19 protein-coding genes and 1 pseudogene are annotated in these 21,882 nt (G+C 72.0%); 12 read left to right on the plus strand and 8 right to left on the minus strand.

What is annotated here, in order from left to right; translation table 11 throughout:
- The first annotated feature begins 51 nt into the window (after nt 1-51).
- Together ACZ4WH_RS39745 and ACZ4WH_RS39750 are read left to right on the plus strand one after the other, a co-directional pair.
- A complete protein-coding gene (locus ACZ4WH_RS39745) occupies nt 52-1,887 on the plus strand; it encodes an ABC transporter ATP-binding protein (RefSeq protein ID WP_468190181.1) in 1,836 nt (611 codons plus the stop codon).
- Nucleotides 1,884-3,767: an ABC transporter ATP-binding protein gene (locus ACZ4WH_RS39750; RefSeq protein ID WP_468190183.1), complete on the plus strand. Its 1,884-nt coding sequence runs from the start codon at nt 1,884-1,886 to the stop codon at nt 3,765-3,767. The genes ACZ4WH_RS39745 and ACZ4WH_RS39750 overlap by 4 nt, the downstream gene beginning before the upstream one ends.
- A gap of 44 nt (nt 3,768-3,811) precedes the next feature.
- Here the strand turns inward: ACZ4WH_RS39750 and ACZ4WH_RS39755 are convergent, their stop codons facing one another.
- The 5 genes and pseudogenes from ACZ4WH_RS39755 to glgX all read right to left on the minus strand — a co-directional run bounded on the left by ACZ4WH_RS39755 (nt 3,812) and on the right by glgX (nt 9,463).
- Complete coding sequence (locus ACZ4WH_RS39755; RefSeq protein WP_468190185.1) at nt 3,812-5,050, minus strand: hypothetical protein; 1,239 nt, start codon at nt 5,048-5,050, stop codon at nt 3,812-3,814.
- A 23-nt stretch (nt 5,051-5,073) separates the two neighbouring features.
- Nucleotides 5,074-5,796 (minus strand): annotated as a pseudogene (locus ACZ4WH_RS39760) (dolichyl-phosphate beta-glucosyltransferase); the annotation flags it as partial.
- A 153-nt stretch (nt 5,797-5,949) separates the two neighbouring features.
- On the minus strand, nt 5,950-6,507 hold the full coding sequence (locus ACZ4WH_RS39765; protein WP_468190187.1) for a hypothetical protein: 558 nt from the start codon (nt 6,505-6,507) through the stop codon (nt 5,950-5,952).
- Nucleotides 6,508-6,556: 49 nt separating this feature from the next.
- Nucleotides 6,557-7,063: a SigE family RNA polymerase sigma factor gene (locus tag ACZ4WH_RS39770; RefSeq protein WP_468190189.1), complete on the minus strand. Its 507-nt coding sequence runs from the start codon at nt 7,061-7,063 to the stop codon at nt 6,557-6,559.
- 147 nt (nt 7,064-7,210) lie between these two features.
- Nucleotides 7,211-9,463, minus strand: a complete 2,253-nt coding sequence (gene glgX, locus ACZ4WH_RS39775; RefSeq protein WP_468190191.1) for a glycogen debranching protein GlgX — start codon at nt 9,461-9,463, stop codon at nt 7,211-7,213.
- A gap of 232 nt (nt 9,464-9,695) precedes the next feature.
- On the opposite strand from glgX, the gene ACZ4WH_RS39780 reads away from it, so the two are divergent.
- From ACZ4WH_RS39780 to ACZ4WH_RS39805, 6 genes are all read left to right on the plus strand, one after another.
- Nucleotides 9,696-10,919, plus strand: coding sequence for a L,D-transpeptidase (locus ACZ4WH_RS39780; RefSeq protein ID WP_468190193.1), 1,224 nt, complete (start codon nt 9,696-9,698; stop codon nt 10,917-10,919).
- A gap of 158 nt (nt 10,920-11,077) precedes the next feature.
- On the plus strand, nt 11,078-12,313 hold the full coding sequence (locus ACZ4WH_RS39785; RefSeq protein WP_468190195.1) for a L,D-transpeptidase: 1,236 nt from the start codon (nt 11,078-11,080) through the stop codon (nt 12,311-12,313).
- Between the two features lie 80 nt (nt 12,314-12,393).
- Nucleotides 12,394-13,161, plus strand: a complete 768-nt coding sequence (locus tag ACZ4WH_RS39790) for an enoyl-CoA hydratase/isomerase family protein (protein WP_356340135.1) — start codon at nt 12,394-12,396, stop codon at nt 13,159-13,161.
- A gap of 194 nt (nt 13,162-13,355) precedes the next feature.
- Nucleotides 13,356-13,964 carry an ATP-binding protein gene (locus tag ACZ4WH_RS39795; RefSeq protein WP_468190197.1) on the plus strand — a complete coding sequence of 203 codons (609 nt, stop codon included), beginning with the start codon at nt 13,356-13,358 and terminating at the stop codon, nt 13,962-13,964.
- Between the two features lie 100 nt (nt 13,965-14,064).
- Nucleotides 14,065-14,841, plus strand: a complete 777-nt coding sequence (locus tag ACZ4WH_RS39800; RefSeq protein ID WP_468190199.1) for a polysaccharide deacetylase family protein — start codon at nt 14,065-14,067, stop codon at nt 14,839-14,841.
- Entirely contained in the window at nt 14,841-16,028 is a 1,188-nt protein-coding gene (locus ACZ4WH_RS39805) for a YncE family protein (RefSeq protein ID WP_468190201.1), read from the plus strand. Before ACZ4WH_RS39800 ends, ACZ4WH_RS39805 begins: the two co-directional genes overlap by 1 nt.
- Here ACZ4WH_RS39805 and ACZ4WH_RS39810 read toward each other — a convergent pair.
- A complete protein-coding gene (locus ACZ4WH_RS39810; protein WP_468190203.1) occupies nt 15,995-16,648 on the minus strand; it encodes a GNAT family N-acetyltransferase in 654 nt (217 codons plus the stop codon). The two genes, ACZ4WH_RS39805 and ACZ4WH_RS39810, sit on opposite strands and share 34 nt — an antisense overlap.
- A gap of 47 nt (nt 16,649-16,695) precedes the next feature.
- Between ACZ4WH_RS39810 and ACZ4WH_RS39815 the strand changes: the two genes are divergently transcribed.
- The 3 genes from ACZ4WH_RS39815 to ACZ4WH_RS39825 all read left to right on the plus strand — a co-directional run bounded on the left by ACZ4WH_RS39815 (nt 16,696) and on the right by ACZ4WH_RS39825 (nt 18,745).
- Nucleotides 16,696-17,640 carry a helix-turn-helix domain-containing protein gene (locus tag ACZ4WH_RS39815; protein WP_468190205.1) on the plus strand — a complete coding sequence of 315 codons (945 nt, stop codon included), beginning with the start codon at nt 16,696-16,698 and terminating at the stop codon, nt 17,638-17,640.
- 59 nt (nt 17,641-17,699) lie between these two features.
- The gene (locus ACZ4WH_RS39820) at nt 17,700-17,912 is read left to right on the plus strand and encodes an EF-hand domain-containing protein (protein ID WP_103811294.1); all 213 of its coding nucleotides are present in this window, start codon (nt 17,700-17,702) and stop codon (nt 17,910-17,912) included.
- Nucleotides 17,913-18,082: 170 nt separating this feature from the next.
- The gene (locus ACZ4WH_RS39825) at nt 18,083-18,745 is read left to right on the plus strand and encodes an NADPH-dependent F420 reductase (protein ID WP_468190207.1); all 663 of its coding nucleotides are present in this window, start codon (nt 18,083-18,085) and stop codon (nt 18,743-18,745) included.
- 31 nt (nt 18,746-18,776) lie between these two features.
- Here the strand turns inward: ACZ4WH_RS39825 and ACZ4WH_RS39830 are convergent, their stop codons facing one another.
- The gene (locus tag ACZ4WH_RS39830) at nt 18,777-19,334 is read right to left on the minus strand and encodes a glycoside hydrolase family 25 protein (protein ID WP_468190209.1); all 558 of its coding nucleotides are present in this window, start codon (nt 19,332-19,334) and stop codon (nt 18,777-18,779) included.
- 36 nt (nt 19,335-19,370) lie between these two features.
- Nucleotides 19,371-20,402, minus strand: a complete 1,032-nt coding sequence (locus tag ACZ4WH_RS39835) for a phosphatidylinositol-specific phospholipase C domain-containing protein (RefSeq protein WP_468190211.1) — start codon at nt 20,400-20,402, stop codon at nt 19,371-19,373.
- Nucleotides 20,403-20,638: 236 nt separating this feature from the next.
- Here ACZ4WH_RS39835 and ACZ4WH_RS39840 point away from each other — a divergent pair.
- The coding region (locus tag ACZ4WH_RS39840) for a M28 family metallopeptidase (protein ID WP_468190213.1) at nt 20,639-21,882 on the plus strand (1,244 nt) is incomplete at its 3' end.

Genomic DNA, 21,882 nt, shown 5'->3' on the forward strand with positions numbered 1-21,882 from the left:
CGGCCGAAACTCGGTGGGCGTTGTCAGTGGTGGTCCGTACGCTCGCGGTTGATGGCCACGACACGTGAAACCACCGACCGTTCCGCCGTACGGACCCTGCTCCGGCTGTGGCCGTACGTCCGTCCCGTACGCGCCCGGCTGTTCACCGCCGCGTTCGTCGCGGTCGTCGCCTCCTGTACGGGCCTGGTGATCCCGCTCGTCCTGAAGTGGATGGTCGACGGGCCGGTCGCCGACCGCGACCCGGCGGGCGTATGGCTCGGCGCGCTGTACCTGCTTCTGCTCGGCATCGCCGAGGCGGTCCTGTTCGGCATACGGCGCTGGCTCGTGGCCCGGCCGCTGTCGCACGTCGAGGCGGAGATGCGGGCCGGCCTGTACCGGCATCTGCAACGGCTGCCGGTGGCCTTCCACGACCGCTGGGCGTCCGGTCAGCTGCTCTCGCGCGGCACCACCGACCTGATGCTGCTGCGCATGTTCCTCGCCTTCCCGCTGACGTTCCTCCTCGTCAACGGGGTCACCATCCTCGTCGGCCTGGTCATCATGCTGGCGCAGGACTGGGTGCTGGGACTGGTCATCCTCGGCCCCGCCCTCCCCGTGATGTGGACCTGCGTCGTCTTCGAACGGCGGTACGCGCAGGTGGCGCGGCGCGCCCAGGACCAGGTCGGCGACCTGACGACGGTGGTCGAGGAGAGCGTGCTCGGCATCCGCGTCGTCAAGGGCTTCGGCCGCCATCGCAGCCAGGCGCGCGCCTTCCGTGAACTCTCCGGTCGGCTCCGGGGCACGGAGCTGCGCAAGGCGCGGCTGCTCGCCACGATCTGGGGTGTCATCGTGACACTGCCGGAGGTGGCGATCGGAGCGGCGCTGGTGCTGGGGGCCCTGCGGGTGGCCGACGGGGAGCTGTCCGCCGGTACGTTGGTGGCCTTTCTGAGCACGGCGCTCGCTCTGCGGTGGCCTGTGGACTCGATCGGGTTCCTGCTGGCGATGAGCCAGGAGGCGGCGACCGCCACGGAGCGGTACTTCGAGGTGATGGACGAGGCGCCGGAGGGTCAGCCGGGCAGGGGTGGGGTGCGCGACCCGGCTCCGCGAGGCGCCGTCGCGCCCACCCGTGCCGCCCCGGTAGCACGACCGCCCGCACCCGGGTTGCGATTCGAGAACGTGTCGTTCCGTTACCCCGACGCGCCCCCCGGCTCCCCGCCCCTGCTCACCGCCGTCGATCTGCACATCCGCCCCGGTGAGTCCATGGCCCTCGTCGGGGCCACCGGCAGCGGCAAGACCACGCTCACCGCGCTCGTACCCCGGTTGCACGAGGTGACCTCCGGACGGATCACGCTCAACGGCGTGGACATCGCCACGATCTCCCGCGAGGAGCTGCGCGGCAGAGTCGCCGTGGCCTTCGAGGAACCCACGCTGTTCTCCGCCAGTGTCGGTGAGAACGTGCTCATGGGCGCCCGGGACGCCGCGGGGAAGCCGGACCTCGACCGGGCCCTCGCCATCGCCCAGGCCGACTTCGCGCACGCGCTGCCGCAGGGCACCGACACCCGCGTCGGCGAGCAGGGCCTCAGCCTGTCCGGCGGCCAGCGGCAGCGTCTCGCCCTGGCCCGCGCGGTGGTCGGCCGGCCCGAGTTCCTGGTGCTGGACGACCCGCTGTCCGCCCTGGACGTGCACACGGAGGCCGCCGTGGAGGCCGCGCTGCGCCGGGTGCTCGCCGACACCACCGCGCTGATCGTGGCCCACCGCCCGTCCACGGTGCTGCTCGCCGACCGGGTCGCCCTGCTCTCGGGCGGCCGGATCGCCGCCGTCGGCACCCATCAGGAACTGCTGCGCGAGAACGCCGAGTACGCCCATCTGATGTCCGGTTCGACATCCGGGGAACAGGAGGACTCCCGTTGACCACCACGACCCCCTCCACCCCCGCCGTCAGCGACGACGACGGCGCCGGACCGGCCCGCCCCCAGGACGGAGGCGACGCGAGCGGCACGGGCGACCACTTCGACCGGGACGTCCTGCCCAGCCCGCCCGGCGCCACGGCCGCCCTGCTGCGCTCGCTGCTCGCGCCCATGAAGGCCCGGGTCACGCTCACCACGCTCCTGCTGCTGCTCCAGCAGGCGGCGGTGCAGGCGGGCCCGCTGCTGGTGGCGTACGCCATCGACACGGCCGTACCGGCGTTCCGGGACGACCGGCACGGGCCGCTGCTCGCGGTCGCCGCGGGCTATCTGCTGTGCGCCCTCGCCTCCGGTGTGCTCCAGTTCGCGTTCATCGAGACCTCCGCCCGCGTCAGCCAGGACGTGCTGCTGGACCTGCGCGGGCGGATCTTCCGGCACGCGCAGGCGCTGAGCGTCGACTTCCACGAGCGGTACACCTCGGGCCGGCTGATCTCCCGGTCCACCACGGACGTCGAGTCGCTGCGCGAACTCCTGGACGAGGGACTCCAGGAGCTGGTGACCGTCATCCTGTCGTTCGTCTACATCTCGGCGATGCTGCTCTGGCTCGACCTCGGTCTCGGCGCGGTCGCGGTGGCCTCCTTCCTGCCGCTGTATCTGCTCGTCCGGCTCTACCGGCGGCGCGCGGCGCGGGTGTACGGGGCGCGGTCCACGGCGATCGCGGCGGTGATCGTGAAGTTCGTGGAGACGATGAACGGCATCCGGCCGGTGCGCGCCTTCCGCCGGGAGGCCGCGAACGACGCCGAGTTCGCGGTGCTGAACGCGCGGCACGAGCGCACGAACGGCGACTCGCTGCTGGAGATGGCCCGCTATGTGGTCGGCTCCCGGCTGGTGGCCAACACGGCGGTCGCAGGGATCGTGCTCTGGGGCGCCTCCCGGGTGGCGTCCGGCTCGCTGGAGCTGGGCGTGCTGGCGGCGGCGGTGCTGTACCTGCGCCGGCTGTACGACCCCATCGACCGGCTCGGCATGTTCCTGAACTCCTACCAGTCGGCCGCCGCCTCCCTGGAGAAGATCGCCGGACTGCTGGCGCAGACGCCGTCCGTGCCGGAGCCCGAGCACCCGCGCGAACTGCCGCCGCTGAAGGGCGATCTCCCCGGGCGCGAGGTCGTCTTCGACGGGGTCCGGTTCGGCTATCGCACCGGTGGCGAGGTGCTGCCCCGCTTCGATCTCACCCTGCCCGCCGGGCAGACGGTCGCGGTCGTCGGCTCCACCGGCGCGGGAAAGTCGACCCTGGCCAAGCTGCTCGCCCGGTTCTACGACCCCTCCGCCGGGCGCGTGCTCCTGGACGGCGTGGACCTGCGCGAGCTGGCGATGCCCGAACTGCGGCGCGGGGTGGTCATGGTGACGCAGGAGGCGTTCCTGTTCTCCGGCACGGTCGCCGACAACATCGCGATCGGCCGGCCCGACGCCGGCCGGGAGGAGATCGAGCGGGCCGCGAAGGCGATCGGCGCACACGAGTTCATCAGCGCCCTGCCCGACGGCTACGACACCGACGTCCGCAAGCGGGGCGGTCGCATCTCCGCCGGGCAGCGCCAACTGGTCGCCTTCGCACGCGCGTTGCTCGCCGACCCGGCCGTGCTGATCCTGGACGAGGCGACCAGTTCGCTGGACATCCCGGGGGAGCGGGCGGTGCAGCGGGCGATGGCGACGGTGCTGCGGGGCCGTACCGCCGTGGTGATCGCACACCGGCTGTCCACGGTGGAGATCGCGGACCGGGTGCTGGTGATGGAACACGGCAGGATCGTCGAGGACGGCCGCCCGGACGAACTCACCGCGGGCACCGGCCGGTTCGCGGACCTCCACAAGGCCTGGCGGGACAGCCTGGCCTGATCGTCCGGGCTACGAGCCGGCAAGGTGTCCCCCGGCAGGCGGGATCACGGCACCCCCAGTTCGAAGAGCGCGTACCCGGCGTACGAGCCGGAGGCCAGGGCCGCGATGCCCAGCAGCGTGCACTGCACGGGCAGGCTCAGCCGGCGCATGGCGACCGCGAGCGGCAGGAACAGCGGGAAGCAGGGCAGCAGATAGCGCGAGATGTTGGCGACGATCTGCTGGCTGCCGAGCACCAGGGCCAGCGTGAGCACGGTGTACACGACCAGCACCGCCGGCGGGCGCAGCCGCAGCAGCAGCGGCAGCAGCGCGCAGGCGAGCAGGATGACGCCGACGGAGATGACGTCCGCGAAGGGGTACGCGAAGAGATAGTCGAACTTGCCCACGGGCACGGACGTCAGCACGTCCAGGGTCTGCTCGCCGTAGTCGAAGCTGTGCGCCCACGCGCCCGACTGGAGCTTGAAGTAGCCGCCCAGGTCGCCCATGCGGTTGCCGACCCAGAGCAGATAGCCGAGCAGTCCCAGCGGGGCCAGGGCCATGGCCAGCAGCGGGCGCAGGGCGCCGTCCTCCCGGCGGCGCAGGGAGAGCAGCGCGGCCACGCCGAGCGCGGCGATCAGCGCGGCGGCCGTGGGCCGGTTGAGACCGGCCGCGAAGGTGAGCACCCCGGCGGTGAGCCAGCGGCGGGTGAGGACGGCGTGACAGGCCCAGGCGGCCAGGGCCACGTAGAGGGAGTCGGAGTAGACCGCCCACTCCACGCCCGAGCCCGGCCACACCGCCCACAGCCCGGCCGCCGCGAGCCCGGCCCGCCGGCCGCCGAACCGCTCCGCGACGGCGTAGACGCCGAGGGCGGCGGCGAAGGAGGCGACGATCGAGACCAGCAGCCCGGCGCCGTAGGAGCCGAGCCCGGTGACGGCCGAGGTCAGCCGCATCAGGGCAGGGTAGAGCGGGAAGAACGCCGCCGAGTTGCCCTCCAGCGTGATCAGGCCGGTGGCGCCCGGGACCGGGACGAGCTTCGGGTCGTAGCCGTGCAGCGCGATCTGCTGGTACCACCAGCCGTCCCAGGTGGCCAGCACGTCCCAGGCGTGCGCGCCGCCGCCGAACCGGGGGTGCTTGGTGCGGTAGTCCCCGGCGGAGGACAGCAGATACATGAACGAGCAGAAACCGGCCAGCTTCAGCGTGCCGAACAGGGCGAGGACCGGTCCGTGGCGGCGGGCGGCGGCCCGCGGCCGGGAGACGGGCGCGGCCTCGCTGGCCGGGGTGCCTATGCCGGACAGGGTCGCGGTCACCGGACCACCGGCCCCGTCCGGCGGCGGCCCAGAGCGCGCCGCATCCGGACGATCCCGCGCAGGTCGGCCAGGGCGGTGGCGAGGATGTCGACGCTGCTGTCCGGGTCGTCCACCCAGTCCACCGGCACCTCGTGAATCCTGAGGCCGGCCCGCTCGGCGAGCACCAGCAGCTCGGTGTCGAAGAACCACTCCCCGTCCCGCACCAGCGGCAGCAGCCGCTCGGCGGTCTCCCGCCGGACCGCCTTGAACCCGCACTGCGCGTCGGAGAAGCCGACGGCGAGCGTGCAGCGCAGCAGGGCGTTGTAGCAGCGGGATATGACCTCGCGCTTGGTCCCGCGCACCACTCGCGCGCCGGGCGCCAGCCGGGTGCCGATGGCCAGGTCGGAGTGGCCCGAGATCAGCGGGGCCACCAGCGGCAGCAGCGCGGTGAGCCCGGTGGACAGGTCCACGTCGAGATACGCCAGTACGGGCGCCCGGGAACCGGACCAGGCGGCCCGCAGCGCCCGGCCGCGGCCCTTCTCGGGCAGTCGCAGCGAGGTCACCTCCGGGAGTTCGCCGGCGAGCCGGGCGGCGATGGCCGGGGTGCGGTCGGTGCTCGCGTTGTCGGCGATGGTGATCCGGAACGGGTAGGGGAAGGTCTCCCGCAGATGCGTGTGCAGCCGCCGGACGTTGGGCTCCAGGTCCTTCTCCTCGTTGAACACCGGCACGGTCACGTCCAGGACGGGGTCCTCGTGGGGCGTCGGCACGGGGGTGCGCCGGGGTGCCGCGGCCGGTGGCCCGCTCGGTCGGGCCGGTCGGACCGGTCGGCTCGGTCGGATGTATGTCACGTGAGTCCCCGTTGGTTCTGGTGTGCGGGGCACGCGGAGGGCGTGCGCGGGCGGGAGTCGGAGGGGCGGTGGTCAGCCGCTCGGGCTGACCGACGACGACGGGTCGTCCGACGGTTCGGCCGGCGCGCTCACCGGTGCGGTGGGCGGTGGCGTGGTCCTGTCGTCCCGGGAGGTGGCCGTGGCCGTCGGCGGCACGTGCGTGGCGGTCGCCGAACTCCCCGGGTCGGTGGGCGGGGCGGAGGCGGTCGCGGTGTCGTCCGGTGTCGGCAGGCCCGTCGGCGTCGACGTCGTCGTGGACGACGAGGACGGCGGCGGACTCGGCGTCCGGGACGGCGACTGCGACGGCGAGGTGCTCGGCGTGGGCGCCGGGCTCAGCGCGGGCCGGGGGTGCGGGGCGGTGGGCCGGTCGTCGGTGTGGCCGTGCGGCCACAGGAACAGGCCCAGGCCGAGCCCGGCCACGGCCAGGACGGAACCGGCGGCCCGGCGCGCCGTGCGCACCCGGCGCCGGGCGCGCACGCCGGCGCGCAGCGCCTCCCGGTGCCGGGCCTCGAAGGACACCGGCTGCTGGACCCGGTGCATGAGCTGCGCCAGCTCCCGCTCGAAGCGGTCCATGGCGTCCGGCGGAGACATGCGGTCTTCCCTGTGATCCGTGTGATCCCTGCGCTCCATGGGTTCTCCCTCACCCCACCGGCTCGATGACGTCGGCCAGCAGCCGGCGGAGCCGGGCCACCCCGCGTGCGGCATGGGACCGGGCCGTGCCCACCGGGCAGCCCAGGGCCTCCGCGACCTGCCGGTCGGGCAGGTCCTGGTAGTAGCGCAGGACCACGGCGGCCCGCTGCTGCGGCGTCAGCCGGCCGAGCGCCGCCTCCAGCCGGGACCGCTCGGCCACGGTCGCCGACATGTCGCCGGCCGCCGCCACCTCGGGCAGCTCCTCCACGGGCCGTTCGCCCCACCAGCGCCGCCGGGCCGACCGGGCCGCGGCCCGCGCCAGCACCTTGCGCACATAGGCCTCCGGCGCCTCGTCGGCGACCTTCGGCCAGACGAACCACAGCTTGACCAAGGACTCCTGCAACAGGTCCTCGGCGCGGTGCCGGTCCCCGCCGGTGAGCAGACGGGCGAGGTGGAACAACACCGACCAGCGGGCCGCCACGAACGCGTCGTACTCACCGGCCCTGGCCTGCTCCATCCCCACGGTCCCCGTTCTCGCCGGCTCGTCCTCCACCAGGGGAAAGGCACTGGACCCCCGCCGGCGCTGCACTCTGCGAGCGTGATCCGCGTCACGCACAGGTGTCACACAGGTCCCGCGCAGGTGTCACACGGGTCCCGCGACGGCTCAGGCGACCCGCAACAGCAGCACCGCCCGCGCCGGGACCGTGATCTCCGTCCCCGCCCGGTGGACCGTACCCGGCGCCTGGTCCTGCTCCTCCACCGAGGTGTCCACGACCACCTCGTACCGCTCCGCCCACGGCGGCCCGGGCAGCACGAAGCCGGTCGGCCGGTCGCCCGCGTGCAGCACGGCGAGGAAGCTGTCGTCCACCACCGGCGCGCCCCGCTCGTCGCGGCCCGGGATGTCGCGCCCGGACAGGTACATGCCGAGCGTGGCGGCGGGCGCGTACCAGTCGTCCTCGGTCATCTCCGCGCCCCGCGCGGTGAACCACGCCAGGTCGCGCAACCCGTCCGCGGTCTGGGGGCGGCCGGAGAAGAAGGCACGGCGGCGCAGCACCGGATGCCGGTGGCGCAGCGCGATCAGCCGGGAGGTCAGGTCGAACAGGGCCCGCCAGCCGGGCTCCTGAAGCAGCGACCAGTCCAGCCAGCTGATCTCGTTGTCCTGGCAGTAGGCGTTGTTGTTGCCGCGCTGGGTACGGCCGAGTTCGTCGCCGGCGACCAGCATGGGCACACCGGTGGACAGCAGCAGGGTCGTCAGCAGGTTCCGCAGCTGCCTGCGGCGCAGGGCCCGTACGCCCTCGTCGTCGGTCTCGCCCTCCGCGCCGCAGTTCCAGGAGCGGTTGTCGTGCGTGCCGTCGCGGTTGTTCTCACCGTTGGCCTCGTTGTGCTTGGTCTCGTACGACACCAGGTCGCGCAGGGTGAAGCCGTCGTGCGCGGTGACGAAGTTGACGGAGGCGTAGGGGCGCCGGCCTCCCCAGGCGTACAGGTCGCTGGAGCCGGAGAGGCGGTAGCCCATCTCGCGCACGTCGGGCAGGGCGTGCCGCCAGAAGTCCCGGACGGCGTTGCGGTACCGGTCGTTCCACTCGGTCCACAGGGGCGGGAAGGCGCCCACCTGGTAGCCGCCGGAGCCGATGTCCCACGGCTCGGCGATCAGCTTCACCCGGCGCAGCACCGGGTCCTGGGCGATGACCGCCAGGAACGGGGAGAGCATGTCGACGTCGTGCATCGAGCGGGCCAGCGCCGCCGCGAGGTCGAAGCGGAAGCCGTCCACGCCCATCTCGGTCACCCAGTAGCGCAGCGAGTCGGTGATCAGCCGCAGCACCTGGGGCCGGACCACGTGCAGGGTGTTGCCGCAGCCGGTGTAGTCGGCGTACCGGCGGGCGTCGTCCTGGAGCCGGTAGTAGCCACGGTTGTCGATGCCCTTCAGGGACAGCGTGGGGCCCAGCTCGCCCGCCTCCGCGGTGTGGTTGTAGACCACGTCGAGGATGACCTCGATGCCGGCCGCGTGCAGCGCGCGCACCATCCGCTTGAACTCGCCGACCTGCTGTCCCGTCGTACCGGAGGCCGCGTAGGCCGCGTGCGGGGCGAAGTAGCCGATGGAGTTGTAGCCCCAGTAGTTCCGCAGGCCCCGGCGCAGCAGGTGGTCCTCGTGCGCGAACTGGTGCACGGGCAGCAGCTCGACGGCCGTGACGCCCAGTTCGACGAGGTGTTCGATCGCGGCCGGATGCGCCAGCCCCGCGTAGGTGCCGCGCAGTTCCTCCGGGATGCCGGGGTGCAGCTTGGTGAAGCCCCGCACATGCAGTTCGTAGATCACCGAGTCGGCCCACGGCGTCTTGGGGCGCCGGTCGTCGGACCAGTCGTCGTCATCGTGGACGACGACGCCCTTCGGGACGTACGGCGCCGAGTCCCGCTCGTCGCGCACGGTGTCGGCGACCGACTGGTCCGGCCAGTCCCGCACGTGCCCGTACACCTCCGGTGACAGCCCGAAAGAGGCGTACTCGCCGTCCACCGCGCGCGCGTACGGGTCGAGCAGCAGCTTGGCCGGGTTCCAGCGGGCGCCGGTCCACGGGTCCCAGCGGCCGTCCACCCGGTAGCCGTAGCGCTGACCGGGCATCACGCCGGGCACGAAGCCGTGCCAGATCTCGTGCGTCAGTTCGGTCAGCGGTATCTGCGTCTCCCGGCCGCCCTCGTCGAAGAGGCACACCCGGACCGCCTCCGCACCGGCCGCCCACAGCGCGAAGTTGGTGCCCGCCACCCCGTCCGGGCCGACCCGGAACCGGGCCCCCAGCGGGGTCGGCGCACCCGGCCACACGGCCGGGACCGGCGGTACGGCCCGCCGGGCGCCGTTCGCCGCCGCCGGTTGCCCGCTCCCGGCGGCCGGCCCCCCGGCCGGCGCCCGCTGCTCGGCTGCGCTCGTCACTGTCGCCCCTCTTCCCAGTGGCTCGCCCGAGGGGCGCGATCGGCCGTGCCGGGTGGCCGGGGGAGCGTCCTGGCACCCCGGCCACCCGGTACGACCGCGCCCCGACGGCTCCGACGCGGGCCGGGGGCCTCCTGCGGGGAGGCCCCCCGACGTGTCGTCCTTCCCTCTGTTCTGCCCAGCGCGTGGCTCGCACTCACGTTTCCCCGGGGCGGGCCCGGTCGTTGGGTCTCACGTGAGGCACGCAACTGGACGCGCACGGCGCGCGGGGGCCGCGCTGGCCGCCGTACTGACATGGACGGGGCTGCTCGCGGGCTGCTCCACGGACGGCTCGGGCCCGCTGGGCATGGGCGGGGCGCTCGGCAAGCCCCCGGCCCCCGAGGACGTCATCCGGGTGACCCCCGACGACGGCAGCAGGGCCGTACGGCCGGACGACCGGCTACAGGTACGGGTGCCCGGCGGGCGCCTGGAGAAGGTGACGGTGGTCAAGTCGCAGGACGCGCAGGAGACACCGGTCCCGGGGCACATCAGCGAGGACGGGCTGACCTGGCGGCCCGACGAGGAGCACCTGGCGCTGGCCGCCCGGTACACCGTCGACGCGGTCGCGCTGGACTCCCACGGCCGCCGCTCCGCCCGGCACACCACCTTCACCACCTACGTCCCCGACCAGCGGTTCATCGCCTACGTCAGCCCGGAGAACCGCGCCACCGTCGGCACCGGCATGATCGTCTCGCTCTCCTTCAGCCAGGAGATCACCGACCGTGCCGCCGTCGAACGCGCGGTCCGGGTCAGCGCGCGGCCCCCGGTCGAGATCCGCCCGCACTGGTTCGGCAAGGGCCGCCTGGACTTCCGCCCCGAGCGCTACTGGAAGCCGGGCACCGAGGTCACCGTCGACCTGAACCTGCGGGACGTCCAGGGCGCCCGCGGGATGTACGGCCTCCAGGACAAGACGTTCTCCTTCACCGTCGGCCGCAGCCAGATCTCCGTGGTCGACGCGGCCGAGCACACCATGGACGTCCGGCGCGACGGACAGCTCCTCGCCACCGTCCCCATCACCGCGGGCGCCCCCAAGCACCCGACGTACAACGGGAAGATGGTGGTGATGGACATGCTGGAGGTCACCCGCATGAACAGCCAGACGGTCGGCCTGGGCGCCGAGTACGACATCCCCGACGTCCCGCACGCCATGAAGCTCACCGACTCCGGCACCTTCCTGCACGGCAACTACTGGGCGCCGGACGCCCCCGGCCAGGTCAACGTCAGCCACGGCTGCGTGGGCCTCATGGACGTCAAGGGCGGCGGTTCGGACACCCCGGCGGGCTGGTTCTTCGACCGCAGCCTCGTCGGAGACGTCATCGAAGTGGTCAACAGCAAGGACAAGACCGTCGCTCCGGACAACGGCCTCGGCGGGTGGAACATGGGCTGGAAGGAATGGAAAGCGGGCAGCGCGGTGAAGTAACCAGGTGAGGGGGCGGGGCGCGCGGTACGGGTGCTGGGCGGAAGTTGCGACGGAACGGTGACATTCGCCTGACGCCCAGCTCAAAACCTGGCAGTTAATATGCGCGCACAATGTGGTGGGGAGCGGGCCTGACCTGGCCCGCTGGAGGGGAGAACAACGTGAATACGCGGCCTAAGGCGGGGGCGTCGGCTCGGGGGCGGCGAGGCCGTGGGGGACTGGCACTCATAGCCGGTGCCCTGGTGCTGTCGCTCACCGCGTGCGGCGGGGGCGACGACTCCGGTTCCGGTTCCGGGGACGGCAAGGGCAAGGTCGCCGGCAGCCAGAAGGGCGAGCAGTCCACGGCGGCGGTCAGCATCGCGCCCAAGTCCGGTGCCACCGGCGTCGACACCAGCGGGGCGCTCAAGGTCAGCGTCGCCCAGGGGAAGCTGACCGAGGTCACCGTCAAGGACGCCAAGGGCACGAAGGTCGAGGGCGCGATATCCGGCGGCGGCGCCTCCTGGACGCCGTCGACCCATCTGGCCGCCGGCACCAAGTACACGGTGCACGCGGTCGCCAAGGACTCCGAGGGCCGCGAGGCCGCCGAGGACTCCACCTTCACCACGCTGACCCCGAAGAACACCTTCGTCGGCCACTTCACCCCCGAGGACGGCTCCACGGTCGGCGTCGGCATGCCGTTCTCCATACGTTTCACCCGGGGCATCACCAGCCCGGACGCGGTCGAGAAGGCCATCCGCGTCAGGACCGAGCCGGCCGTCGACGTCGAGGGCCACTGGTTCGGCAACGACCGCCTGGACTTCCGCCCCGAGAAGTACTGGAAGGAAGGCACCAAGGTCACCGTCGACCTCGACCTGGACGGCGTCGAGGGCCGCGACGGCGTCTACGGCAAGCAGCGCAAGACCGTCACGTTCACCATCGGCCGCAACCAGGTCTCCGTCGTGGACGCCAAGAAGCACACGATGAAGGTCACCCAGGACGGCAAGGTCATCAAGACCATCCCGGTCACCACCGGCAAGCCCGGCTACGACACCTGGAACGGCCAGATGGTCATGAGCGAGAAGCTCACCGTCACCCGCATGAACGGCGAGACCGTCGGATACGGCGGCGAGTACGACATCAAGGACGTCCCGCACGCCATCCGCCTCACCACCTCCGGCACCTTCATCCACGGCAACTACTGGGGCGGCGGCGCCTTCGGCAACTACAACGCCAGCCACGGCTGCGTCGGCCTGCGCGACGTGCGCGGCGGCTACGACAGCTCCGTCCCGGCGGCCTGGTTCTTCAACCACTCGATGATCGGCGACGTGGTGGTCGTCAAGAACTCCCACGACCGCACGGTGGCCCCCGACAACGGGCTGAACGGGTGGAACATGTCGTGGGCCGAGTGGAAGAAGTGAGCCCCGTCTGACGTAAGGGCCCGGTGCTGTGACCTACGGCACCGGGCCCATTGTCGTTAGTGGCCGTTAACCTGACCCCCATGACCGTCTCTCTCGAAGTCGCCGAAGGCGTCGGCACCCTGCGGCTGGACCGGCCGCCGATGAACGCGCTGGACATCGCCACCCAGGACCGGCTGAAGGAGCTGGCCGAGGAGGCCACGGACCGCGACGACGTGCGCGCCGTGGTCATCTACGGCGGCGAGCGGGTGTTCGCGGCGGGCGCGGACATCAAGGAGATGCAGAACATGGACCACGCGGCGATGGTCCGCCGCTCCCGCGCCCTCCAGGACTCCTTCACCGCCGTTGCCCGCATCCCCAAGCCCGTCGTCGCGGCCATCACCGGCTACGCGCTCGGGGGCGGTTGCGAGCTGGCCCTGTGCGCCGACTACCGCATCGCCGCCGACAACGCCAAGCTCGGCCAGCCCGAGATCCTGCTCGGCCTGATCCCGGGCGCCGGCGGCACCCAGCGGCTGCCCCGGCTGATCGGCCCCTCCAAGGCGAAGGACCTGATCTTCACGGGCCGTCAGGTCAAGGCCGACGAGGCCCTCGCGATCGGCCTGGTGGACCGGGTCGTCCCGGCCGCCGAGGTGTACGAGCAGGCGCATGCCTGGGCCGCGCGGCTCGCGCAGGGCCCGGCCATCGCGCTGCGCGCCGCGAAGGAGTCCGTCGACACCGGTCTGGAGGCCGACATCGACACCGGGCTCGCCGTCGAACGGAACTGGTTCGCGGGTCTGTTCGCCACCGAGGACCGCGAGCGCGGCATGCGCAGCTTCGTGGAGGAGGGGCCGGGCAAGGCCAAGTTCGTCTGACCGTCGACCGCGTGAGCCTCCCGCCGACTCCGGTGTTCCGCCTCGCAATTGACGCGTCGTCTCATTCGGGTCCCTCGATCGGGCAGTTTATGGGAGCCTTAACTCAACCTTAAGCCTGCCTTGTCGAGGGAGTCCGTCGATTGCCCGAAAGTGAGCCGTCGCCGCAGGTCAACCGGGCTGTGTCGGACATCGACATGCCGATGGCATATGCCGATCGGCGGGTGCGGAGCGGGGGCGTGCGGGGGGCGTATTCCGCCGGAACGGCCCCCAAGACGGCTCAGGACGGCCATCATGGGGGCATGGCGGGGCTGGAGGGCATCGAACAGCCGCGGGGAGACAGCCGTGCGGCCGCGGCACGCTGGTCACCCGCGGTCGAGGACGAACAGGGGCTCAAGGCACTCGAACTGTTCGGCAACCCGACGGAGGCGGAGGTCCCGCTGCCGTCCCGCCCGGAATCCGCGGCCACCGCCCGCCGGCTCGCCCAGGTCGTCGTCCTGCGCACCTGGCGGCTCACCCCCAAGCTGAGCGAGGACGCCGTCCTGCTCGTGTCGGAACTCGTCGGCAACGCCGTACGGCACACCGGCGCCCGCGTCTTCGGTCTGCGGATGCGCCGCCGCCCCGGCTGGATCCGGGTCGAGGTCCGCGACCCCTCGCGCGGGCTGCCCTGCCTGATGCCGGTGCAGGAACTGGACGTCAGCGGACGCGGACTGTTCCTCGTGGACAAGCTCGCCGACCGCTGGGGCGTCGACCTGCTGCCGAGGGGCAAGACGACGTGGTTCGAGATGCGGGTCGCTGACCGCTAGAAGCGCCCCGAGGGGGCGCGGGGAACTGCGCGACCAGCCACGACGAACCGCACTCGACGCACGGCACCAATCGCCCCATTTATCGCCAATCACCCCTTAAATGGTGCGGGTGACCCCCACCCACCGCCGTGATGTGCTGCGTACCGGCGCCGGGCTCGTTGCCGCCGGTGCGCTCGCCGGATGCGGCACCGAACATGCCACCCGGCCCTCCGCCTCGGCCGCCGCCCCCATGCCGCCTACGGCCAAACCCCCGGCGGGACCCCGCGCCTACCGCGGCCACCCCGCCCAGATCACCCACGGCCCCCGCACCCGCCCCCAGGTGGCCCTCACCTTCCACGGCCAGGGCGACCCCGCCCTCGCCCGCGCCCTGCTCGACACCGCCGAGCAGCGCGGTGCCCGGCTCACCGTGCTCGCCGTCGGGACCTGGCTGGACGAGCACCCGGACCTCGCCCGCCGCATCCTCGACGGCGGCCACGACCTCGGCAACCACACCCAGCGGCACATCGGCATCAACACGCTGCCCGAGGCGGAGGCCCGCCGGGAGATCGCCGACTGCGCCGCGCGGCTCAAGCGGCTCACCGGCTCCATCGGCACCTGGTTCCGTCCCTCCCGCGCCCCGGCCGCCTCCCCGCTCGTGGCCCGGCTGGCCCGCGCCGCCGGCTACCCGCACGTGCTGTCGTACGACGTCGACTCGCTCGACTACACCCGCCCCGGCGCCGCCGCCGTCACCCGCGAGGTCCTCGCCGGCGTCCGCAACGGGTCGGTGGTGAGCCTGCACTTCGGATACCCCGACACGGTCGCCGCCCTGCCCGACGTCCTGACCGAACTCGGCCGCCGCGGACTGCGCGCGGTCACCACCACGGAGCTGCTGAGCTGATGCGAACCACGAAAGCCGCCCGCCTGCTGGCCGCCGGTGCCGCCGTCACCGCCCTGACGCTGCTCTCCGCGTGCGGCGGCGGGTCCCGCGACCACGCGGGCGAGACCGTCGGCAGCACGGCGCCGGTCCAGCCACGGGTGAAGAAGCCGCTGGTGAACGTGTTGCCGGGGATGCCGCCCGTGGACGACCCGGCCGACCTCTACGCCGCCGACCGGCCGAACCGGCTCTCGCCCGTGGTCAAGGACTTCCCCTCCCGGGTGTACGTCCCCAACACCAACTCCGACACCGTGACCGTCATCGACCCCGCGACCTACCACGTCGTCGAGACCATCCCGGTCGGCCGCCAGCCCCAGCACGTCGTGCCGTCCTGGGACCTGAAGACCCTGTGGGTCAACAACGACCTCGGCAACAGCCTCACGCCGATCGACCCGCGGACCGGCCGGGCCGGCGAGCCGGTCGCCGTGCACGACCCGTACAACCTGTACTTCACGCCCGACGGCAAGTACGCCGTCGTCATGGCCTCCATGGACCGCCAACTGGTCTTCCGCGACGCGCACACCATGAAGGTCGTCAAGGCGCTCCCGGTCAGCTGCTACGGCGTCAACCACGCCGACTTCTCCATCGACGGCCGCTACTTCATCGTCTCCTGCGAGTTCAGCGGCGAGATCCTCAAGGTCGACACGGCGCGGATGAAGGTCGTCGCCCAGGAGAAGCTGCCGTTCCACGGCGCCATGCCGCAGGACGTCAAGATCTCCCCGGACGGCAAGCTCTTCTACATCGCCGACATGATGGCGGGCGGCCTGTGGATTCTCGACGGCGACCGGTTCACCCGGCCCCGGTTCCTCGCCACCGGCAAGGGCACCCACGGCCTCTACGTCAGCCGAGACTCCCGCGAGATGTACGTCTCCAACCGGGGCGAGGGCACCATCTCCATCTTCGACTTCACCCGGAACCGGCTCACCAAGAAGTGGCGCCTGCCCGGTGGCGGCAGCCCCGACATGGGCGGGGTCTCCGCCGACGGCAAGATCCTGTGGCTGTCCGGCCGCTACGACTCCGAGGTGTACGCCATCGACACCCGCACCGGCGCCGAGGTGGCCCGCGTCAAGGTCGGCAGCGGCCCGCACGGCCTCGCCGTCTACCCCCAGCCGGGCCGCTACTCACTGGGGCACACCGGCATCTTCCGCTGAAGCAGCAGTTCCGCGCCCACCGGACGGTACCCGGCGGCCTGGAACGCCCGCAGGCTGCGGGCGTTGCCCGGGGCGACCTGCGCCCACAGCGGCTCCGTGGCCAACTGCCGGGCGGCGGTCACCAGCAGCCGCCCGAGCCCCCGGCGCCGGGCGCCCTCGGCCACCTCGACCGACACCTCCAGCCGCCCGGCGACCCCGCGCCCCATGACCAGCACCCCGCCGTCGGCCACCCATGCCCGAACCTCGTCCCGGCGCCCGTGGGCGTACCGGATCCGGGGGTGGCCGGCGTCCTCGATCTCCGTCAGCGCGAGCGGGGGTTCACCCGGCAGCGGGGCGCCCACCAGCACCGCGTCGATGGTCTCGGCCCGGCGTCCGGTCCGGTCCAGGAGGGCGGTCAGGAAGCGCGGGTTCATCGTGGCCGCCAGCGGATCGCAGTCCAGGCCGCGCAGCGTCTCGCGCACCCACTCCGGGTCCTCGTCGGTGAAGACCACCGAGTGCGCGGTGAACGACAGCACCCCGGCGTCCCGTGGCGAGGGCTGCGGCACGACCGTCGTACCGCCGTCCGCCGGCGGGAAGCCGCCGGCCGCCACCGCGTCGAGAATGTCCCGCAAGGTCTCCAAGGCCCGCTCCTTGAGTCTCCACCACTGGAAGGCCCAGACTCGCAGACATGATCGAAGACGGCACCGGACTTCTCACCATCGGCGAGCTGGCCCGCGCCACCGGACTGAGCGTGCGCACCATCCGCTACTGGTCCGACGCGGGCGTGCTCACCCCGGTGACCCGGTCGCCCGGCGGCTACCGGCTCTACGACGCCGGCGGCGTCGCCCGCCTGGAGCTGGTCCGCACCCTGCGCGAACTGGGCCTCGGCCTGGCGGACGTGCGCGGGGTGCTGGCCGGCGAGCGGACCGTGGCCCAGGTCGCGGCCACGCACGTGGCGGCGCTCGACGCGCAGATCCTCCCCCAGTCTCGACTTCGCTCGACCGGGGGGACCCAGCTCCGGGTGACCCGTGCGGTGCTGTCGACCGTGGCGCCACGCGGTTCGACCGCAGAGGAGATGACACTCGTGAACAAGCTGGCGCGACTGTCCGCCGCCGAACGGCAGCGGATCATGGAGGAGTTCGTCGCGGAGACGCTGCACGGGCTCGACGCCGTGGACCCGGACATCCAGGAACGGATGCGGCGCACCGCCGTCCACCTGGCGGAGGACCCCACGCCCGAGGAGGCCGACGCCTGGGTGGAACTGGCCGAGATGCTCCAGGACCCGGCGTTCCGGGCGCAGATGCGCCGGGCCGTCGAGTTCAACGCGGCCGACCGGCGGCCCGGCGAGCCGCGCGGGCGGTCGCTGTGGTTCGCCAAGCGGCTCGTGGAACTGTTTGCGCCGGTCCGCGAGCGCGGCGTCGACCCCACCGGGCCCGAGGCGGAGGAGGTGCTGAGCGAACTGTTCGGCGACGCCGACCGGGCCGACGTCCTGGACCGCATGACGGCCGGCTTCGACGAGCGCGTGGCCCGCTACCGGGAACTGCTCGCCGTGGTCAACCGGCAGCCCGCGCCACCGCACGCCGAGGACTTCGCCTGGGTGGTCGCCGCACTCCGCGCTCGTACGGGCCGTTAATCTGACCAGCGTCAGTACGCCAGCACGGCATGAGAAACACGACCAAAAGGGGCGGATCGGTGGCGGACATCGAGGAAGCACGCAAGCAGTTCCAGCGGATCGACGCGGACGGTGACGGATTCATCACCGCAGCGGAGTTCAAGTCCGCCCTCGCGCAGCAGGGTGACTGGAACGTCACCGAGACGGTCGCGGAGGCCGTCATCAGGACCCGTGACCTCAACGGCGACAAGGTGCTGTCGTTCGACGAGTTCTGGGCCTACCTGAGCAAGTGACCCGCCGGCGACAGGGGGGCCCGCTCCGAGGGCCGGGCCCCCCTTCGTCAGGAGACCCGCACCGGGCGGTCGTCACCGATTCGCCGCATGACGCGGAATAGTCCAGGGTTCAGCGAGGTTGACCGGAGGACATTCCCATGCACGTGCATGAATCACTCGGAGGGTCAGCCATGAAGATCGGCATCATCGGCGCGGGGAACATCGGCGGCAACCTCACCCGGCGGCTCACCGCCCTCGGCCATGACGTCTCCGTCGCCAACTCGCGCGGCCCCGAGACGCTCCGGGACCTGGCCGAGGAGACCGGCGCCACGGCGGTCCGGGCCGAGGACGCGGCCAAGGGCGCCCAGGTCGTGGTCGTCACCGTGCCCCTCAAGGCGGTCCCGGACCTGCCCGCCGGCCTGCTGGACGGCGCGGCCGAGGGCGTCGCGGTGATCGACACCGGCAACTACTACCCGCAGCAGCGCGACGGCCGGATCGCGGCCATCGAGGACGAGGGCCTCACCGAGAGCCGCTGGACCGAGCAGCACCTCGGCCACCCGGTGATCAAGGCCTTCAACGGCACCTACGCCCAGGACATCCTGGACCGGCCCCGCCCCGCGGGCGACCCCGCGCGCATGGCCCTCCCGGTCGCCGGTGACGACGAGGCGGCCAAGCGGATCGTCCGCGACCTGATCGACGAACTGGGCTTCGACACGGTCGACGCCGGCACCATCGCCGAGTCCTGGCGCCAGCAGCCCGGCACCCCGGTCTACGGCCTGCGCGCGGGCACGGAAGCCGTACGGAAGGCCCTCACGGAGGCCTCCCCGGAACGCCCGGCGGACTTCCGGGGCTGACCTGGTGAGCTGAGTGGGGACCACGAGCCCGTCACGCGCTTGTGGCCCACTCCTTCAGGGCGTCCTTGCTGGCGAAGTTCGCCACGTCCTTGTCGTGGGGTTCGCTGGTGTACTGGTGGAACCGCCACTTGGCCTTGATGCGCGGCTTGCCCGCGGTGACGTAGTCGGCGATCCACAGCCCGTCCCCGGCGTAGGAGGTGGTGTCGACGGTCAGCCAGTAGTTCCGGTTCGTGTACAGCACCACCCGGTTGTCCGGTCGTAGCTCCTTCAGTTTGCGGATGAAGCGGTCCTTCTCCGCGTTGCTCGCGTGGGTGCCGTCGCCGGTGGTCTCCCAGTCGACGGCGAGGAGGTCGCCGCGGCGGTCCGGGGCGTGACTGAGGAAGTACTCGGCCTGGGCGGTGAGGTTGCCGGGCCACAGGAAGTGGTAGAAGCCGACGACCAGGCCCGCTTCGCGCGCGTGCTTGGTCTGGGCCGCGAGTCTGGGATTGACGTACGAACGGCCTTCCGTCGCCTTGATGAAGACGAAGGAGAGACCGTTCGTCGCGTAGGAGGAGGACTGGTAGGCGCTCACGTCGATGCCATGCAGCATGTGAAGGTTGTCCCCCGTGAGCGCCGGTCCGGAACCTCAGCTTCGGGTGGTCACCGAACTGAGCACCGACGCGGACTTCGCCGACCAGTCCGAGGTGATCAGGCTGGCATGGTTCTTGGCCAACAGGTCCAGGCGTGCGGCGACTTCGGCGTCCGTCGGGTTGGTGGAGGAGATCGCCGGGGAGACGTTGTGGGCGTCCGTGGTGATCAGGACGTAGTGGTTCGCGGAGTAGAACGAGGTGTCGTAGCCGTCGTTGACGTACGTGGCCGCGTCACCGTCGAAGAACACGAACCAGGGGCGGATCGAGGCGTCGTAGCGGCTGGTGCGCGGATCGCCGTTCGCGGCGCCGAGGACGACCGGGAAGGCCTGGGCCGCCGAGATGGTGCCGGCCGCCTTGAGGTCGCGCAGGTGGTCGCCGTACTCCTCGTCCGTCCAGTAGCTGTCGAACGGGTTGGACTGCTCCACCGTGCCCGGGATCAGATCGAAGAGGAACTTGCCCTTGAGGGAGTCCCGGGCGGGCCAGGCGTTGGCCTTCGCCGCGGCGTCCAGCGTGCTGTACGTCCCGCCGAGCAGGTCGGCCGGCTTGTAGACGCTGCTGCCCAGCTTCTGCGCGACGAGCGTGTCGAACTCGTCCGGTCCGAGGCCCGCCTTGTCGTTGAAGCCGACCTTCATCTCGACCTTGACGACGATCGGCGGGTGGTCGGGGTGGAGCTGGTTCCAGGCGGCCATGTTGTCCAGGCAGCTGCCGAGGTCCTGGTTACGGCTCTTGCTGTACAGCTCGCTCGGGGTCTTCGCCGCCTCGCAGTTGTTGTCGTTGCCCAGCGGGTTGCTGTGGCTGACCCGCCAGCGGTGGCTGATGCTGTCGACGTAGACGTCCAGCTCCAGCAGTGACGCGCCGGAGTCCAACGCCTGTGCGAAGTACGTGTACTTGGCCTTGTCGTACGCGTTGTGCGTGCCGATGGCCGTCGTCTCGGAGAACTTCGGCGACGCCGCCTGGGCGTTGCCCGGCACCACCACCAACAGAGCGGCGGCCCCCACGAGCGCCGCCAGCCGTCTCAATCCACGCATGCGCCAACTTCCCTTGGTAGGAGCAGAATTGGCGGCAGCGTACGGGTGTGCGGTTATCGCACGGTAGCCCCACGGGGAACATCCGCCCGGCGGCGGGCGCGGGCTCCTGATCCGGCCGATCTCGTGAGCCGAGGCTTGACCAGGTCTTGGCATGCGCATGACCATCAGGGGCGAGGCGGCACGGCTCCCCAGGCCCGACCCTCACCGTCCGTTTCCTCACCCCACAAGGAGACACAGTGCGAGCACCACGAAGAATCACCCGGACCGGCCTCGCGCTCGTCACGGCCGCCGCCGGCCTCGCCGCGCTGCCCCTGAACGCCCGAGCGACCTCCTCGCGCCCCCCGGCCCCCACCCTGACCGCGGCCGCGCCCGACATCGACGTCACCAGGGTCCAGGCGCACCTCACCGAACTGGGCGCCATAGCGAGCCGCAACGGCGGCAACCGCAGATCGACCGGCCAGGGCTACCGCGACTCGGTCGCCTATGTGAAGGGCAAGCTCCAGGCGGCCGGTTACACCGTCACCGAGCAGTCCTGCACCTCCGGTTGCACCCGCGGCGCCGGACCCAACCTGATCGCCGAGTGGCCCTACGGCGACGCGTCGAAGGTGTACATGTTCGGCTCACACCTCGACGGCGTCTTTGCCGGACCCGGCATCAACGACAACGGCTCCGGCAGCGCGACCCTCCTGGAGGTCGCGCTGAAACTGGCCGAGACCCGCCCCTCGATGGCGGCCCGCGTCCGCTTCGGCTGGTGGACGGACGAGGAGCAGGGTCTCAACGGCTCGGACTTCTACGTCCGTTCCCTGACCTCCGCGCAGCGCTCGGCGATCAAGGCGTACTACAACTTCGACATGGTCGCCTCGCCCAACGGCGGTTACTTCATCAACCACATCAACTCCGTCGCCGCCGCGCCGATGAAGGCGTACTGGGACTCGCTGAACCTCCGGCCCGAGGAGAACACGGAGGGCGCGGGCCGCTCCGACGACTACTCCTTCGAGGCCTACTCCATCCCGACCTCCGGCTACGCCATGGGCGCGAGCGCCCGCAAGACCTCGGCGCAGGCGGCCAAGTGGGGCGGCACGGCGGGTGCCGCGTACGACCGCTGCTACCACTCCTCCTGCGACACCACCGCCAACATCAACGCCACCGGCCTGAACCGCAGCGCCGACGGTGTCGCCTACACGCTGTGGAAGCAGGCGGTCTCGGCCACCACCCCGACCCGGACGCCGCGCCGGCGCCCAGCCGGAACAGCTTCAGGTCGGTCACCAGCGTCCCCCTCCTGTGATTCGTACAAGGGGGCCAATCGAAACCGGCACACCGGTATTCCAGGCTGGGCAGCCCGAAGCGGGGGGGGGGGGGGGGGGGCCCCCCACCCCCCCCCCCCCCCGGCAGAGGACTTTTGGCGGCCCAGGTTGGGTCTTGGGGCCCCCCACCCCCCTCCCCCCCCCGTGGCCCCCCCCCCAAAAAGCCACAGGGGAAG

The sequence above is a fragment of the Streptomyces sp. NPDC029138 genome (assembly GCF_055564375.1).